Below are 17010 nucleotides of genomic sequence, written 5' to 3' on the forward strand. Positions count from 1 at the left end.
CAACATGATGCTCATCAAACGGATGGCGATGTGGAGCGTGATTGGTGCAATGGTGGCCAGTATCGCGGCGTGTGCGCCGCTCACGCGCAGCCAGAAGGGCGCTGCGATTGGCGGCGCTGCTGGCGGCGCATTGGGTTACGTCCTGACGGGCGGGCCTATCGGGACGATCGCCGGTGCGGCGGCGGGTGGCTTGATCGGTGCCGGGGCCGGCCGCTGATGACGCGCCGCACTGACCTACTATCGTTGTCTTCCGACCACCGACCGCCATTCCGGCGGGATATCCGTGGTGTCCTGTCGCGGCGGCGGGGCGGCGTGCGGTGGATGGCTGTCGTCGGGATCGCGACGGCAGGTTTGCTGACATTGGCCAGTTCTGGCCAGGCTTGGGCCAAGCGTGCGCCACCGCCGACGTTGTTCGATAGCGCCGCGGTGGCCGTGCCTAACGCATACGCCGCCTCGGCCGCCGAGCAGATGCTCAGGCAAGGAGGCAATGCTGTCGACGCGGCAGTGGCCGTTGGTTTTGTGCTTGCCGTGACGTCGCCTGCAACGGCGGGATTGGGCGGCGGCGGCTTCATGACGCTTTACGTCGATAATCAACCCTATTTTCTGGACTTCCGTGAGCGCGCCCCGCAAGGGGCCATCGCTGGCATGTATCTGGATGCGAAGGGAAAACCGGTGCCACATGCCAGCACGGTGGGAGGTCGAGCGGTGGCGGTGCCCGGCAGCGTCGCGGGGCTATGGGAAGCACAGAAGCGATTCGGCAAGCTGAAGTGGGCGCAGGTACTTGCGCCGGCGATCCAACTTGCCCGCGACGGATTTGATGTCGATAAGTCGCTCTCGCAGCTTGCAGCCAAGGCCGCGCCGCGATTTAATGGCAAGACCAATTTTCCGTTATTTTGCTGGCCTGCATGACGGTGCGCGTTTGCGGCAGCCGGAACTGGCGGTCACGCTACAGCGCATCGCCGACGACGGGGCAGACGCGTTTTATTCCGGTCGCACCGGTGGCTTGCTGGCGGATGCAATGCGGGGGCACGGCTTGATCTCCTCCTCCGACCTTGCCGACTACCGTGCCAAATGGCGTGCGCCGTTGGTTGCGCCATGGCACGGGTATCAGGTCATCACTGCGTCGCCGCCGAGCATTGGCGGTATTGCGCTGGTGCAGATGCTACGCCTGCGTGATGGGTTGGACCACGCCTTCACTGGCGTTTCCGCCGATTCGCCGCAGTATGCGAGGCTGACGGCCGCGATCGCAAAGCGTGCGGAAAATGATCTGAAGGGCTATCCAGGTGATCCGGACAGCCCTGGCGGGCTGAATGGCGGTGGCAACCCGGACGTCGCGCAGTGGATCGGCGCCGACGCGGTGCAGCGTCGCGCCACGGAAATCGCCTCCGCAGCCGATACCGATTCCGGCAATGGCACATCCACGTCCGGTGCCGTTTCCGATGCCGCGAACGCGTCGGCCAACGTATCGCCTGCATCAAGCGCTTCAAGCGCTTCAAGTGCATCAAGTGCTTCAAGTGCTTCAAGTGCTTCAAGTGCCGCGTCTGCATCAAGTGCGTCGGGCGCATTGCCTGCTTCAAGCGCCTCGGCGACAAGCCTTGCCGCATCGACTCCCACGACGCTGTCGGAGCGCGCACTCTCCACGCAGTACGTGGTTGTCGACAAAGGGGGGAACGCCGTGGCAGTCTCCATGACGATGGATGCGTCGTTTGGCTCCGGCGTTGTCGTTCCGGGCGCGGGCTTTCTTATGAATGACGCGATGGACACCTTCGACTCGGCCCCCCCGGGTGCGCCATCGTCCAATGGGAGTAGCGGTGCATCCGGTAGCACGTCGTCCGGGAAGACGATCGCGGGCGGCCGACGTCCGGTCTCGCCGATGGCGCCGACGATCTTGACCGAGGGCGGCAAGGTTATTCTGGTGCTGGGGGCTGGTGGTTCGGGCCAGCCGGACAGTCTGGCTGGCCCGCTCGCGCAGTACCACGTCATTACTTCGATCGTGCATGAAGGCCGTCCGTTGGCCCAGGCGATGTCGGCGCCGGCTTCCGGCGTTGCTGTTCAAGCGGTCCAGGTGCGAGGCAATACGCCGGTGCCGCAGGCGGATCTCCATGGTCAGGGGGTCGCCGCTGTCGTCAAATAACGAGGAGGTGGCACGCGTTTTCGGGAGGCGCCCGCACGCGGCTGGCATGCGGGTGTCACAGTGCAGGGGGCAAACGGTATAATCAGCCGTTTGGGGCGTCTGTTGCCGCCGCCTGCTACTTACCTGATACGTCATGAAAGCCGCCGATATTCGTAGCAAGTTCCTGGGTTTCTTCGAATCGAAGGGGCATACTGTCGTCCGTTCGTCCAGTCTGGTGCCTGCCAATGACCCCACGCTGCTGTTCACGAACTCCGGAATGGTGCAGTTCAAGGACGTCTTCCTGGGCAATGACCCGCGCCCCTATACCCGTGCCACCACGGCGCAGCGCAGCGTGCGTGCGGGAGGCAAGCACAACGACCTCGAAAACGTGGGCTATACGGCCCGTCACCATACGTTTTTCGAAATGCTCGGCAATTTCTCTTTCGGTGACTATTTCAAGCGCGATGCGATCCATTTCGCCTGGGAACTGTTGACGGATGTCTTCAAGCTGCCGAAGGGCAAGCTGACGGTCACCGTCTATTTCGAGGATGACGAGGCATTCGGCATTTGGGAAAAGGAAATCGGCGTGCCGGCCGAGCGGATTATCCGAATCGGTGACAACAAGGGGGCGCGCTACGCGTCGGACAACTTCTGGCAGATGGCCGATACCGGTCCGTGCGGCCCGTGCTCGGAAATCTTCTACGATCATGGTCCGGAAATCTGGGGTGGGCCGCCCGGGTCGCCGGAAGAGGATGGCGACCGCTTCATCGAAATCTGGAACCTGGTGTTCATGCAGTTCAACCGGGATGCGCAGGGCAATATGACGCCGCTGCCCAAGCCGTGCGTTGACACGGGCATGGGCTTGGAGCGGGTGGCGGCGGTGCTGCAGCACGTTCATAGCAACTACGAAATAGACCTCTTCCAGGCGCTGATCACCGCGGCCGGCCGGGAAACCGGTGTGGCAGACCTGGGCAATAACTCGCTGAAAGTCATCGCCGATCATATCCGTGCCTGCGCGTTCCTGATCGTCGACGGCGTGATTCCCGGCAACGAGGGGCGAGGCTATGTGCTGCGTCGTATCGTCCGCCGCGCGATTCGTCACGGCTACAAGCTGGGTCGCCGCGACGCATTTTTCCACAAGCTGGTGCCTGATCTGGTACTGCAGATGGGCGAGGCCTATCCCGAACTGGCCCAGGCGCGGGAACGCGTGATCGATATCTTGCGTCAGGAAGAAGCGCGCTTCTTCGAGACGATCGAAAACGGTATGACGATCCTGGAGGGCGCGATCGGTGCCCTGGAAGCGGCCCGCAAGTCGCCCGATGATGTGTTGACGTTGTCGGGCGAGTTGGCGTTCAAGCTGCATGATACCTATGGCTTTCCGTTGGACTTGACCGCGGATGTCTGTCGCGAACGGCGGATTACGGTGGACGAGCCCGCCTTCGATCAGGCGATGGAACGCCAGCGTAACCAGGCCCGTGCGGCGGGCAAGTTCAAGATGGCCGCCGGTCTCGAATACGCGGGCGAGAAGACCGCCTTCCTCGGTTACGACGCGATCGTCTCCGACGATGCCCGCGTGATTGCGTTGTATGTCGATGGCGCTCAGGTGGATCGGGTACAGGCCGGTCAGGATGCCGTGGTGGTACTTGACCATACGCCGTTTTACGCGGAGTCCGGTGGTCAGGTGGGGGACCAGGGTCTGTTGACGACCGATGCCGTTCGCTTCGCCGTGCATGACACGCAAAAGGTGCAGGCCGACGTATCGGGTCATCACGGCACGCTGGAGCAAGGCACGTTGAAAGTGGGCGACGTGGTCGCGGCGCAGGTGGATGGCGTGCGTCGTGCGCGTACCGGCCGGAATCACTCCGCCACCCACCTGATGCACAAGGCATTGCGTGAGGTGTTGGGCGAGCACGTGCAGCAGAAGGGCTCATTGGTCGATCCGGACAAGACGCGTTTCGATTTCGCGCACCATTCGCCGATGTCGTCGGACGAACTGCGTCGCGTGGAAGAGCGTGTCAATGCGGAAGTCCTGTCGAACGCGGCGGCGGTGGTGCGCACGATGGCGTATGACGATGCGGTCAAGGAAGGCGCGATGGCGTTGTTCGGCGAAAAGTACGGAGACGAAGTCCGCGTGTTGAAGCTCGGCAGTTCGATGGAATTGTGTGGCGGCACTCATGTGACGCGGACCGGGGACATCGGCCTGTTCAAGATTACGTCTGAAAGCGGGGTGGCGGCCGGCATCCGCCGTGTGGAAGCCATCACCGGCGACAATGCGCTGCGATTCGTCCAACATCTCGATGAGCGTTTGAATGCGGCGGCGCAGGCGCTCAAAGTGCAGCCGGCGGAGTTGACACAACGCATTGCTCAACAGCAGGAGCAGGTTCGGGCGTTGGAAAAGGAACTGGGCGCGCTTAAGTCGAAGCTGGCCTCGAGCCAGGGCGATGAATTGCTCGCACAGGCGGTGGACGTGCGAGGCGTGCAGGTGTTGGCCGCGGTGCTGGATGGCGCCGACGCGAAGGTGCTGCGCGAGTCCGTGGATCGCTTGAAGGACAAACTGAAGCACGCAGCCATCGTGCTGGCGGCGGTGGTCGATGGCCGCGTCAGCCTGGTTGCCGGCGTGACGCCGGATGCCTCGAAGCAGGTGAAGGCTGGTGAACTGGTCAATATGGTCGCGCAGCAGATTGGCGGCAAGGGTGGTGGGCGTCCCGACCTGGCGCAGGCGGGTGGCACCGATGCGGCGGCATTGCCTGCCGCGCTAGCTAGCGTGACAGCCTGGGTAGCGTCCAAGTTGCCGGCGTAATCATGGGCGGCGCGAAATGCACGCTTTTACAGTGACGCGTTGCGGGCATCGGTGGCGTGCGGATGGCGTGCCGGAATGCCAGCAATGACATGGCGCGCCGTGGCACCGTGCGCATGGAAAGGACCAAACAATGAGCATGCAAGATTTTGCGTCGGACAATTACGCCGGCGTATGCCCGGAAGCAATGCGTTACATGGTGAACGCAAATGACACCGGACACGAGGTGGCTTACGGCAACGATAGCTGGACGAAACAGGTGTGCGATCGTATCCGGACTCTTTTTGAGACGGACTGCGAAGTGTTTTTCGTATTCAACGGCACCGCGGCGAATTCGTTGGCACTGGCGTCGCTGTGTCAGTCGTATCAGTCGGTGATCTGCCATGAATTGTCTCATGTTGAGACCGATGAATGTGGTGGTCCGGAGTTTTTCTCGAACGGATCGAAGTTGATCACGTCGCGCGGACCGCTTGGCAAACTCGACCCGGTGGCGGTCGAGGCAGTGATCACCCGCCGCAACGACATTCACTGGCCTCGGCCGAAAGCAATGACGTTGACCCAATCCACCGAGGTGGGAACGGTCTACAGTATTGCCGAGATTCGCGCGTTGACGGATATTGCTCATCGACATGGCTTGGCGGTGCATATGGATGGCGCGCGTTTCGCGAATGCCGTGGCATCGCTGCAGGTCACTCCCGCGGAAATGACCTGGAAGGCGGGCGTCGATGTGCTGTGTTTTGGTGGTACGAAGAACGGGCTGCCCGTGGGCGAGGCCGTCGTCTTCTTCGACAAGGCGCGCGCCGAGGATTTTGCTTATCGCGTGAAGCAAGCCGGGCAATTGGCATCCAAGATGCGCTTTATTTCGGCACCGTGGCTCGGCTTGCTCGATAACGACGTCTGGTTGCGCAACGCTCGTCATGCGAACGAGATGGCACGGCGCCTTGCGCAGGAAGTAGCGTCAGCCGGTGTCAAGGTGGCGCACCCGGTGCAGGCCAATGCGGTCTTTGCCGATATGACGCCGGCAACGAGCGCGGCCATGCGTGCGAAGGGCTGGGTGTTCCACGATTTCATCGCGGCCGGAGGATGCCGGTTGATGTGCGCATGGGATACACCGGAAGCGCTGGTCGAGCGCTTTGGCACGGACCTGCGTGCGGCGACGGCCACGGCGTGAGCGTGTGAGTGGCGGCACGGAAAAAGACGGGTGGCCACGGCGGAGTTTGCCGAAGTGCCCGTAACGCAAGCGATATCACGGAGGCGCTGGAAACCCCATCCGGCCTGGACACATGACGGTAGCAGCAGATAAGGAAGTGGATGCAACGGGCCTGAACTGTCCGTTGCCGATCTTGCGGGCAAAAAAGGCTTTGTCCGATATGACCACCGGGCAGATCCTCAAGGTGACGGCCACGGACCCCGGCTCACAACGTGACTTCGCCGCATTCGCGAAGCAGACCGGCAACACGATTGTCGAGAGCACCGTGCATGAGAAGGTTTTCACCTTCCTGCTACGGCGCCGTTGACGTGGACTTTTTCCCGGCACCATGAAACCCGTTCTTTATCTCAATATTCCGATCGCTGGTGAGTACATGCCGTTGCTTACCGACGCATTCGATGTCGTCATGGCCACGAACAAGGAAGAACGGTTGCAGGCGGATGCGCGGCTTGCCGACGTGGACATCGTCTTGACGAACGGTTCACTTGGATTCTCGCCGGCGCAGATCGACGCCGCGCCGAGGCTGAAGCTGATCAGTGCCTTTGGGGTGGGCATCGAAAATCTCCCGGTGGATCACGCGAGGGCGAAAGGGATCTTGTTGAGCAGCGGTGCAGGCTCGAATGCGACCACGGTGGCGGACCATGCGTTGGCATTGATGCTTGCTGCCATGCGACGGGTGCCAGTGTTCGATCGCGCCGTGCATAAGGGCGAATGGCGCGACGCATATGCCTTGCCACCCATTCTGAGCGGCAAGCGAGTGGGCATTGTCGGCATGGGCCGTATCGGGGAAGGCGTTGCCAGGCGTGTGCTGGGATTCGATTGCGCTGTGGGCTATCACACCCGTAACAAGCGTGATGCATTACCGTACACGTATTTCGATAATGTGATGTCGCTGGCGACATGGTGCGACATTCTCGTGTTGGCGATGCCGGGTGGCGCGCAGACCCGACATATGGTGAACGCCGACGTGCTGGCGGCGTTGGGTGCGCACGGCTTTCTTGTCAATGTGGCGCGCGGTAGCGCGGTGGATACGTTGGCTTTGGCCGAAGCCCTGAAGAACAGGACGATTGCGGGCGCCGGGCTGGATGTGTACGAATCGGAGCCCGCCAAGCCAGAACCTTTGCTGGGCTTTGATACGTTGGTCATGTCGCCGCACGTGGCGGGATATTCCCATGAGGCGGTCCACGGTGCGGTCGTCTTGTTTCTTGATAACGCGCAACGCGTGTTGCGTGGTGAGCCCGTGACCTCGCCAGTCTGAGGACTTGCCCCAGGCGGGAAGGCAAAGTAATAGGGTGGCATAAAGCGGATGACCGTATAAAAAAAGGAATCCATGCGATTCCTTTTTTTATGCACCGTAACGATTTAGGCATAGTCACCCCAAAAGGGGCAATGGGGGCTGCCATTTTTCGTGAGATCGATCCGATTTTCGGGTATCCCTTCAATTCATATCAATCGTCATCGTTTTGTCCACTGAACCATGTAATAATTCGCGCCATTTGAGCAGTAACACGATGAATGGGTCTGGAGTTGGTGCGCGTGATGTCATCTCGCTTGTGATCCCTTTTCACAACGAAGCAGCGGTCGTGGCAGCATTGTTCCACGCGCTGGTGCCGGTGCTCCGGAATCTTTCGCATGCCGATTATGAGATCGTCTGCGTCAATGACGGCAGCACCGATGCCACCTTGCGCGAGTTACAGGCCATATGTGCAAGCGATGCACGCGTCAAGATTGTCGACCTGTCTCGGAATTTCGGCAAGGAAGCCGCGCTGACCGCAGGCATCGATGCCGCTTCGGGCAATGCGGTGATTCCGTTCGATGCTGATCTACAGGACCCACCTGAAGCGATTCCACTGTTATTGGCAAAGTGGCGTGAAGGCTTTGATGTCGTGCTGGCGAGACGCGCGGAAAGACCGACGGACTCTTTTGCCAAACGTATTACGGCAGCGCTCTTTTATCGCGTACATAACGCGATCTCCGATATCTCGATTCCTGAAAACGCTGGTGACTTTCGGCTGATGTCGCGGCAAGTGGTGGATGCGTTGAAGGCGTTGCCTGAAAATCGTCGCTTCATGAAAGGGCTGTTCGCATGGGTTGGTTTTCGAACGGCGGAGATCACCTACGCCCGTCGCCCACGCGCCGCCGGCAAGTCGACGTTCTCCGGCTGGCGGCTATGGAATTTCGCGCTGGACGGTATGACGAGCTTCGGCACGTTGCCGCTGCGCGTCTGGAGTTATCTTGGTGGCATGACTGCCGTTTTTGCCATCCTGTATGCGGTGTATCTGCTGTTTCGAACCGCCAGGCATGGCATCGACGTGCCCGGCTATGCATCCATCATCACTGCGATACTCTTCCTGGGTGGTGCACAGCTCATCGGAATCGGCGTGATTGGCGAGTATGTAGGCCGTATGTATATGGAGGCCAAACGCCGCCCCGTCTATATTGTCCGACAGGTATATCAGCATGATGGCTCGACGATTCGCGACCTGCCGTTGTCTGCGACACGGCCTGTGTTGCGAAGCGTGTCGGACCGGTCGCATCTGATCTGGCTGTTGCCCGTGCATGCCCTGGTCTGGACGATTGCCGCATGGTTGTCACGCGGTAATCTCGACATGCCAGGTGATATGGTCGAGAACTATGTATGGGGTATCGAATGGCAGGCGGGCTATCTTAAGCATCCGCCGCTGTTTGCGTGGATCGCCGCTGCGTGGTTTCGCGTGTTTCCGCATGTCGACATTGCGTATTTCGCGCTTTCCGCGGTCAATGCGATGGTGGGCCTGCTTGGGATTGTCGCGCTTGCCGGACGGTTCCTGCCGCGTCCGCTTGCGGTGGTCGCGGGCCTGGCGATGGCGGTGTCACCGCTATATTCGAACCTCGCGATCAAGTTCAATGCGAATGCGGTGCTTCTCTCCGTGTGGCCGTGGACCGCGTTTTTCTTCGTGCGTTTCATGCAGACCGGGACATGGCGACAGGCACTGGCGCTTGGCGTGCTGGCAGGGGCGTCACTGCTCGGGAAGTACTTTTCAGTCGTGCTGCTGCTCTCGTTGTCGCTGGCGGCACTCGTTCGTCCGGCATGGCGTGCACGGTTGTTTAGCACGAAGACGCTTGGTGCGGTGCTCGCATGCGGCGTTGTCCTGCTGCCGCATCTTCACTGGTTAGTGGTCAACGATTTCCCGACTTTTGGTTACGCCGAGGATCGTACGGGCGGAACGCTGTTGCCTGCTGTCATGCGACTCGGAAAGTACACCGCCGCCCAGCTCGCCTACCTGTTGCCAAGTGCCGTTTTCGTCGTGCTATTGCTTAGGGGAGAGAGACTGCAAGCGCTACGGTTGATCGCGTGCAGTTATCTTCGACCATCGACATCCACGGACCTCTGGTGGTTGGCAATGGGGCCGTTGATCGTTGTCGGCACGATTGCCTTCATCATGAAGACGCAGATGGCATCGGTATGGGGCATGGCGCAGTGGTTTGCCATCGTGCCGCTATGGCTGACCGTGATAGGTCGTGCTGGTGGGGTCGTGAGACCAGAGCGTGCGGTGCGCGTAATGGGTGGTTATTGGCTGATCGTGCTGGCGGCCACTGCCGCCGTCGGCTATATGGGGGTCGTGCGCAAGACCGACGATGCCACGGCGCCGCGCGCCGAACTGGCGGCAGCGGCGGATGCCCTTTGGCAGCAGCGTACCGGGAGCAGTATCCCGATTGTCGTCGGACCGATGGCGGATGCAGGATCGATCGCGTTTTATGGCAACCCCAACACACGGTATTGGAACGTGTTGACGCAGGCGGAAACGCCCTGGTTCAACGTTTCGTCGGTCCGCCGAGAAGGGGCGTTGTTCGTTTGCCAGAGTGATGAACCGGCATGCATCGACGATGCCGCGTCGTTTTCCGGCGTGGCGCCGGTGTCAATCTCCGTGTCCAAACAAGCATGGGGAATGACGTTGCCAGCACGGCGGTATGTGCTCTTTCCGATGTTGCCGCACGCGCGTGTCAGTCCGTAAAGAATGTGGCGACAGGCAACGAAAAGCAGGGCAAGAGCATTCCCTTTTCGTGATACTTGCGACGGTACGAGAGCGGGGCCCCGCCGTCCAAGGCAACTGGCAATACCGCGGGGGGCATCGTGACCGGTATTAGAAGTCGGTTGTCAGCGAGAGCCAGAACGTACGCGGATTGCCAAGGGTCAAATAGCCGCCATAGGTCGACGCCCAATAGGCACGATTGGCGACGTTCTGAACGGTTGCGCGTACCGTCACGTCCTTACCGAAGACTTGGGTCGCATAGCGCGCGCCGACGTCAAAGCGGCTCCAGGCACCAATCGACAGCGAATTCGCTTGATCGAGATACTGCCGACTCGTATAAACCCATTGTCCGGTGAACGTCAGGCCTCTCACGCGTGGAATGTCGTATTCAACACCGATGTTCGCCAACCAGCTTGGAACACCGACGGCCGTATTGCCGTCGTTCGCGGTGTCGCTGGCTTTGACCAGCTTGGCATTCGTGTAAGACGCACCGGCGATCAAGCGAACACCCTTGATCGGTTCGCCGTGTAGCCCCAGTTCGACGCCGCGATTACGTTGTTTGCCTGACTGACTGTAGATATTCGTCGTTGGGTCCGTATAGGCGCTCGGCTGCTCGATCTGGAACAGCGCGAAATCAGCCCCAAAGGCACCCAGGTCGTACTTGGTGCCGGCTTCCCATTGCTTTGAGCGATACGGCGCGAAGACCTGGCCAAAGTTCGCCGATGTCGAGCCAGCGGTGCCGCCTTGAACCAGTGCCTCGGTACGGTTGGCGTATATTGACCAGTTATTCGTCGGCTTCAACACGATGCCGAAAACAGGTGTCGTGATTGCCTGATCGTACGTGCTCGAGCGCACGCCATCATAGCCGTACGCATCCTGACGCAGCTCCTGGCGGCGCGCGCCTATGGTGAGCAATATGCGATCGTTCAGGAAGCCAACGGTGTCCGATATCGATACGCTGCGATTAACGACTTGCGAGGTCGTGCCTGGATTGCTCATGTCCCCACCGGACGACGTGGTCGCCGGATAAGGGACCGCGGCCGAATTCGACAACGTGGTCGTGTAGGCCCCATAGCCGAACGTGTAGGCTGCTGATTGATCGACACTGACGATCGAGCCGCCAACGTTGACTTGATGCGAGACTGGGCCCGTGTCGAACTTGCCCCGAATACCACCCATTGCCGAAGTTGAATCCTCCTTCAGTACGGTGTTCAAGCGATAGGCCGAAGACAATCCGGTGAGACCATCATAGGCCGGACTTGAAAAACTGCCCCATTCGTTGCCGTGATGCGCGCCACCCTTCACATAGGCGGTCCAGCCTGGCGCAAAATCATACTCCACGCCCACGATGCCGACGGTATCCTCGAGATTGGAATACGTCCATGGCTGGGCGAAGGTCGAGGTTGCCGATGGCGCGCTGGGTATGGCACCTGTTGCAGTGTATGTCGTACGGCCGGAATCGGTCTTCGCGCGTTGGTAGAGAAAGTCCGCGGTCAGGCGCAGCTTGTCGCCTCGCCAGTCGATGCCAACCGCTGTCGTTTTCCCATAACGCTTTTCCTTGTCGATCGCTGTTGGGCCATCGTCCACCGACTGGTTAAAGCGGATGCCGAATTGATCGTTGTCACCGAAACGCCGCCCGATATCCACTTGCGCGCCGACCTGGCCGGACCCCGAGACCTTCGTTGTCAGCTCGGTCAGCGGCTTGTCGTCAGCGTGCTTCAGCTCGACATTGACGCCGCCGCCCACGCCGGTTCCTGATGCGGGCGCGCCATTGATGAATGCATTCGCTCCCTTGAACAAATCGATCCGGCTGATGTCCACCGTCGACACCATCTGCCGCGGCGTTACACCGAAAAGACCGTTCATGGACACATCATCCGAATATAACTGGAAGCCTCGGATCGTATAGTTCTCAGCGAACTGGCCCGAGTTGAACGAAACACGTACATTCGGGTCGGTTGCCTGCAAGAATTCGCCAACTGTCTGCGACTGCTTGTCCTTGATGGCTTTCTCGGTATAGCTGCTGACGCTGAACGGAACGTCGATCAATTGCTGGGTCCCAAGCACACCCAGGGATGTCGCCTTGGCTACTTGTCCACCACCAAACGTTTGCTTTTCCGGTGCGACTGGCGCGCTCTTGGCGGACACCGAGACGGCGGGCAATGCAGTTTGTGCCCTTGTGTTTGTGGCCGTGGCGGAATCAATACTTTCCTGTGCGTTTGCGACGCCTGCCGCACCGAATGCCATCGGCATCGACAACAAAAATAATGCGTGCCGTATGGCGGAAGCGGATTTGGTCAGGACCGGTCTGACGTGCCGGTTCGAATCAATAGCAGCCATGAGATTTCGTGTGATAGTGCGTTCAGAAGGAGGGAAGATCGCGCCGCAGGATCCATGGCGGCTGAAAAAGAAGACTTCTTTTCCTCGCCAGGGAGACGGCAAGCAAATTGCTAAATGAGAATCGTTGTGATTATAGTTCGTGTTCTTTTAGAACAATAATTATTTGTGCTTGATTACGTGATCTTGAAACCGACTGTGGTACGTCGTTCACGTTGCATTGAGGGGGCTTGACGCAGCGCGTCGTCGCTACGGGACGCGGGATCAGTGGGGGAAATTCAGACGTTGCCGCGGGAAAGAGGGGGGATATCAGGAGGGCAACGATATGCCGGGGGGCGATACCGGGTTCGCTTCGTGTCGGTTTGGCGGGGTGACAACGGCGAATAAACGCGCGTCACCCCGCGTCATGCGGGAGACATCAACTTGCGGCAATCAGCTTTCCAGAACCGGCGAACGGGTCTTGAGGTATTCCGCGAACTGCTCGCGCACTTCCGGGTGTTGCAACGCGAATTCCACGGTTGCCTTCAGGTAACCCAGCTTGCTGCCGCAATCGAAGCGCGTGCCGTGGTAGCGGTAGGCCAGCACCTGCTCTTCACGCATCAGTGATTCGATAGCGTCCGTCAGTTGATATTCACCGCCGGCGCCGGGCTTCAACGCATGGAGGTGCTTGAAGATGGCCGGTTTCAACACATAACGTCCGACCACGCCTAACGTCGAAGGCGCGACTTCCGGCTTCGGCTTCTCGACGATACCCGACAGGGAGACGACATCGTCACCCAGTTGCTGGTCCGGTGTCACGATCCCGTACGACGCCGTTTCCGACGGCGGCACGTCTTCCACGCCGATGATGGAATTATGGAAGCGGTTGAATTTCTCGACCATCTGGGTCAGGACCGGGGGCTTGCCGTACAGCAAGTCATCCGCCAGGATCACGGCGAACGGGTGGTCGCCCACCAGTTTTTCCGCGCACATGACGGCGTGGCCTAGACCTAGCGCTTCGGGCTGGCGTACATAAAAGCAGTCGACGTTCGACGGCTTGATGCTGCGCACCAGCGCCAGCAGCTTGTCCTTGCCGCGCGCTTCCAGCTCGGCTTCCACTTCGTACGATTTGTCGAAATGATCCTCGATCGCACGCTTGCTGCGGCCGGTCACGAAAATCATCTCCGTGATGCCGGCAGCAACCGCTTCCTCGACCGCGTATTGGATCAATGGCTTGTCGACGATCGGCAGCATTTCCTTCGGGCTGGCTTTCGTCGCGGGCAGGAAGCGGGTTCCAAGGCCGGCGACGGGAAAAACAGCTTTTGTGACTTTTAGCATTCGTGAAACCCCCGCAGCTAATTTAAAAAGAACGATAAATACAATATCGCAAAACAAATGCGGCGGTGTTCGCGCTCACCTCGGGCGTCCGACCTTCCTAGGGTGTTCGAGGGCACTGCGGTGCGGCCCAATACGACACGGCGCGCGCCAGCGTCCATATCGACGTTGCGCGCGCGCCGAGGTGTCTCAGGTGATTCAGGAGGCGGTCAGACGACCCAACTGTGTCGCAAGCTTCGCCAACGTCGTTTCATATTCTGCCAGTCTTTTCCGCTCTTGTTCGACCACGGCTTCGGGCGCACGTGCAACAAAGCTATCGTTTTGTAACTTGGCGCGTGCTTTTTGTACTTCGTTTTCCAGCCGTGCCACTTCCTTGCCCAGCCGTTCCTTCTCGGCTGCCACGTCGATCTCGACCTCCAGCGCCAACTTGGTCGTGCCGCTCACGGTGACGGGCGCACCGTCGGCACGCGCGTCCAGGGCGGCGTCGCTGTCGAGCACCTGTACGTCCGACAGGCGGGCCAGCGCTTGCGCATACGGTGCAAAGCCGTGCAGTCGCTCGGCATTGCCGCTGGCTAACAGCGGCACGCGCTTGGACGGCGCAATCGTCATCTCGCCCCGCAAGTTACGGCACGCGTCGATCAGTCCCTTCAATTCGGCAACCCAGGCCACGGCGTCCGCATCGATCTTCTCCAACTGCGCCACTGGGTAGGCCTGCGTCATGATGGAGGCCTGCTCGGGCAGCGCACCTTCCGGATAGCGGCCGGCGAGCGGCGCGACCTTTTGCCATAACGCTTCGGTGATGAAAGGGATCACCGGATGTGCCAGCCGCAGAATCGTCTCCAATACGCGCAGTAGCGTACGACGCGTGCCGCGTTGCTGCGCCGGCGTGCCGGATTGCAGTTGGACCTTGGCAAACTCGACGTACCAGTCACAGTACTCGTCCCAGACGAAACGGTATATCGCGCTGGCGATGTTATCGAGCCGGAAATCGGCAAATCCTTTTTCAACGTCCGCTTCGGTCTGCTGCAGGGCCGAAACGATCCAGCGATCCGCCTGCGAAAAATCCAGATATCCGTCTGGCCCGCAGTCCGATTGGCAGCTATCCACGCCGCAGTCGTGTCCTTCACAATTCATCAGGACAAAGCGCGTGGCGTTCCACAATTTGTTACAAAAATTTCGATAACCTTCGCAGCGTGCCAGGTCGAAATTGATGTTTCGGCCGAGCGTCGCCATCGATGCAAACGTGAAACGCAAGGCGTCGGTGCCGGTGGCGGCAATGCCCTCCGGGAATTCCTTGCGCGTCTTCTTCTCGATCTGTTGCGCCTGCTTCGGGTTCATCAGGCCGGTAGTACGTTTCGCCACCAGCGCGTCGAGCCCGATGCCGTCGACGATATCAATGGGATCGAGGGTATTGCCCTTCGACTTCGACATCTTCTGACCTTCGGCATCGCGTACCAGGCCGTGCATGTAGACGGTTTCGAATGGCACCTTGCCGGTGAAGTGTGTGGTCATCATGACCATGCGCGCGACCCAGAAGAAAATGATGTCGAAGCCGCTCACGAGCACCGACGATGGCAGGAAATGCGTCAATTCCGGCGTTTTTTCCGGCCAGCCGAGCGAAGAGAAGGGCACCAGTGCCGAGGAGAACCAAGTGTCCAGCACGTCCTCGTCACGCCGCAACGGACCAGTCGCGCCAGCGGCGCGCGCCTGCGCCAAGGCTTCTTCCTCGGACGCGGCGACATAGACACCACCTTGGTCGTCATACCAGGCCGGAATCTGGTGGCCCCACCAGAGTTGTCGCGAGATACACCAGTCCTGGATGTTTTCGAGCCATTGGTAGTAGGTGGTTGTCCAGTTTTCCGGAATGAACTTGATCTGACCGTTACGGACGGCGTCCAGTGCGACTTCCGTGATCGATTTGCCCGGATGCAGCGTGTCGGCCGGTGCCGGCTTGGTCATGGCGACAAACCATTGGTCGGTCAGCATCGGCTCGATGACGGAATTCGTCCGGTCGCCACGCGGCACCATCAGGCGGTGCGGCTTGACGGATTCAAGGAAGCCGCTGGCGTCGAGATCGGCGACGATGCGCTTTCGCGCTTCGAAGCGTTCCAGGCCTCGATAGACCTCCGGCGCGTTATCGTTGACATGCGCATCCAGCGTCAGAATCTCGATCTGCGGCAACCGGTGACGCAGGCCCACCTGATAATCGTTGAAGTCGTGTGCCGGCGTGACCTTCACCACGCCCGTACCGAATTCGCGATCGACGTAATCGTCCGCGATGATTGGAATCTCGCGGCCGACCAGCGGCAACGTCACCGTCCGGCCGATCAGCGCCGCATAGCGCTCGTCTTCGGGATGGACCATCAACGCGACGTCGCCCAGCATCGTCTCGGGACGCGTCGTGGCAACGGTCAGCGTGCCACTGCCGTCGGTCAATGGATAGCGGATCTGCCACAGTGAGCCTTCCTCCTCCTCGGATACCACTTCGAGATCCGACACCGCCGTCAGCAGCTTCGGGTCCCAATTGACGAGGCGCTTGCCGCGATAGATCAAGCCTTGTCGATACAGTGTGACGAACACATCACGCACCGCGCGCGACATTTTCTCGTCCATCGTGAAGTATTCGCGCGACCAGTCGATTGAGGCGCCAAGGCGCCGGATCTGGCGCGTGATCGTCGAGCCCGACTGTTCCTTCCATTCATGTACGCGTTCGACGAACTTCTCGCGCCCGAGCGTATGGCGGCTCGCGCCTTGCGCATCCAGTTGCCGTTCGACGACGATCTGCGTGGCGATCCCGGCGTGGTCCGTGCCCGGTACCCACAGCGTGTTATGCCCGAGCATCCGGTGGTAGCGCGTCAGCGCGTCCATGATGGTCTGGTTGAACGCGTGGCCCATGTGCAGCGTGCCGGTCACGTTCGGCGGCGGCAACTGGATCGAGAAGTTCGGACGATCGGCGGCGAGCGTCGGGCGCGCGTAACCACGGCGTTCCCATTCCGGACCCCACGTGGATTCGATTCGTGCGGGATCGAAGCTCTTAGCCAACGCTTCCGGCGCTTCCGCCGGGCTTGCCGAGGGTGCCTGTACGGCCGCGTCGTCCGCGCGCGCGGCGCTCGGGGAGTCTGCTTGCGGTGGGCTGGCCGGCTGGCCGCTCTGCTGACCAAGGGTGTGGTCATTCGGGCGTTGATCGCTGTCGCTCATGGTGTGCCTGGAATCGGTTTACTGGTGC

12 protein-coding genes are annotated in these 17010 nt (G+C 60.3%); 9 read left to right on the top strand and 3 right to left on the bottom strand.

Features of this window, described 5'->3' with window-relative positions; all coding sequences use genetic code 11:
* Positions 1-4: 4 nt before the first annotated feature.
* The 8 genes from WM40_RS22025 (at position 5) to WM40_RS32355 (ending at position 10115) form a co-directional block, all read left to right on the top strand.
* Positions 5-217, top strand: a complete 213-nt coding sequence (locus WM40_RS22025; protein ID WP_096335518.1) for an ornithine carbamoyltransferase — start codon at positions 5-7, stop codon at positions 215-217.
* Positions 217-909 carry a gamma-glutamyltransferase gene (locus tag WM40_RS32150; RefSeq protein WP_052738460.1) on the top strand — a complete coding sequence of 231 codons (693 nt, stop codon included), beginning with the start codon at positions 217-219 and terminating at the stop codon, positions 907-909. The genes WM40_RS22025 and WM40_RS32150 overlap by 1 nt, the downstream gene beginning before the upstream one ends.
* A complete protein-coding gene (locus tag WM40_RS22030; protein WP_052738461.1) occupies positions 869-2134 on the top strand; it encodes a gamma-glutamyltransferase in 1266 nt (421 codons plus the stop codon). Before WM40_RS32150 ends, WM40_RS22030 begins: the two co-directional genes overlap by 41 nt.
* 133 nt (positions 2135-2267) lie before the next feature.
* Positions 2268-4913: an alanine--tRNA ligase gene (gene alaS, locus WM40_RS22035; protein ID WP_046153991.1), complete on the top strand. Its 2646-nt coding sequence runs from the start codon at positions 2268-2270 to the stop codon at positions 4911-4913.
* Positions 4914-5049: 136 nt separating this feature from the next.
* A complete protein-coding gene (locus tag WM40_RS22040; protein ID WP_046153997.1) occupies positions 5050-6081 on the top strand; it encodes a threonine aldolase family protein in 1032 nt (343 codons plus the stop codon).
* Between the two features lie 112 nt (positions 6082-6193).
* Complete coding sequence (locus WM40_RS22045) at positions 6194-6427, top strand: sulfurtransferase TusA family protein (RefSeq protein WP_024902125.1); 234 nt, start codon at positions 6194-6196, stop codon at positions 6425-6427.
* A 21-nt stretch (positions 6428-6448) separates the two neighbouring features.
* On the top strand, positions 6449-7378 hold the full coding sequence (locus tag WM40_RS22050; RefSeq protein WP_024902126.1) for an NAD(P)-dependent oxidoreductase: 930 nt from the start codon (positions 6449-6451) through the stop codon (positions 7376-7378).
* Positions 7379-7631: 253 nt separating this feature from the next.
* Positions 7632-10115, top strand: a complete 2484-nt coding sequence (locus WM40_RS32355; RefSeq protein WP_082103106.1) for a glycosyltransferase — start codon at positions 7632-7634, stop codon at positions 10113-10115.
* 129 nt (positions 10116-10244) lie between these two features.
* Here WM40_RS32355 and WM40_RS22065 read toward each other — a convergent pair whose 3' ends face one another.
* Positions 10245-12386, bottom strand: coding sequence for a TonB-dependent receptor (locus WM40_RS22065; RefSeq protein ID WP_413783820.1), 2142 nt, complete (start codon positions 12384-12386; stop codon positions 10245-10247).
* Here WM40_RS22065 and WM40_RS31745 point away from each other — a divergent pair.
* Positions 12271-12591, top strand: coding sequence for a hypothetical protein (locus tag WM40_RS31745; RefSeq protein WP_236693638.1), 321 nt, complete (start codon positions 12271-12273; stop codon positions 12589-12591). The genes WM40_RS22065 and WM40_RS31745 overlap by 116 nt on opposite strands.
* A gap of 311 nt (positions 12592-12902) precedes the next feature.
* Here WM40_RS31745 and galU read toward each other — a convergent pair whose 3' ends face one another.
* Complete coding sequence (galU, locus tag WM40_RS22070; protein WP_024902128.1) at positions 12903-13787, bottom strand: UTP--glucose-1-phosphate uridylyltransferase GalU; 885 nt, start codon at positions 13785-13787, stop codon at positions 12903-12905.
* Positions 13788-13982: 195 nt separating this feature from the next.
* Positions 13983-16982: a valine--tRNA ligase gene (locus WM40_RS22075; protein WP_024902129.1), complete on the bottom strand. Its 3000-nt coding sequence runs from the start codon at positions 16980-16982 to the stop codon at positions 13983-13985.
* Positions 16983-17010: the final 28 nt, after the last annotated feature.

It is taken from the genome of Robbsia andropogonis, from assembly GCF_000970345.1.
Lineage (GTDB): Bacteria > Pseudomonadota > Gammaproteobacteria > Burkholderiales > Burkholderiaceae > Robbsia > Robbsia andropogonis.

Excerpts from the sequence above, each read along its gene's own strand:
- WM40_RS22040 (WP_046153997.1), top strand. The coding sequence starts at position 5,050 with ATGCAAGATTTTGCGTCGGACAATTACGCCGGCGTATGCCCGGAAGCA.
- WM40_RS22025 (WP_096335518.1), top strand. The coding sequence starts at position 5 with ATGATGCTCATCAAACGGATGGCGATGTGGAGCGTGATTGGTGCAATG.
- WM40_RS22030 (WP_052738461.1), top strand. The coding sequence starts at position 869 with ATGGCAAGACCAATTTTCCGTTATTTTGCTGGCCTGCATGACGGTGCG.
- alaS (WP_046153991.1), top strand. The coding sequence starts at position 2,268 with ATGAAAGCCGCCGATATTCGTAGCAAGTTCCTGGGTTTCTTCGAATCG.
- WM40_RS32355 (WP_082103106.1), top strand. The coding sequence starts at position 7,632 with ATGAATGGGTCTGGAGTTGGTGCGCGTGATGTCATCTCGCTTGTGATC.
- WM40_RS22065 (WP_413783820.1), bottom strand. The coding sequence starts at position 12,386 with ATGCCGATGGCATTCGGTGCGGCAGGCGTCGCAAACGCACAGGAAAGT.
- WM40_RS22075 (WP_024902129.1), bottom strand. The coding sequence starts at position 16,982 with ATGAGCGACAGCGATCAACGCCCGAATGACCACACCCTTGGTCAGCAG.
- WM40_RS22045 (WP_024902125.1), top strand. The coding sequence starts at position 6,194 with ATGACGGTAGCAGCAGATAAGGAAGTGGATGCAACGGGCCTGAACTGT.
- WM40_RS32150 (WP_052738460.1), top strand. The coding sequence starts at position 217 with ATGACGCGCCGCACTGACCTACTATCGTTGTCTTCCGACCACCGACCG.
- galU (WP_024902128.1), bottom strand. The coding sequence starts at position 13,787 with ATGCTAAAAGTCACAAAAGCTGTTTTTCCCGTCGCCGGCCTTGGAACC.
- WM40_RS22050 (WP_024902126.1), top strand. The coding sequence starts at position 6,449 with ATGAAACCCGTTCTTTATCTCAATATTCCGATCGCTGGTGAGTACATG.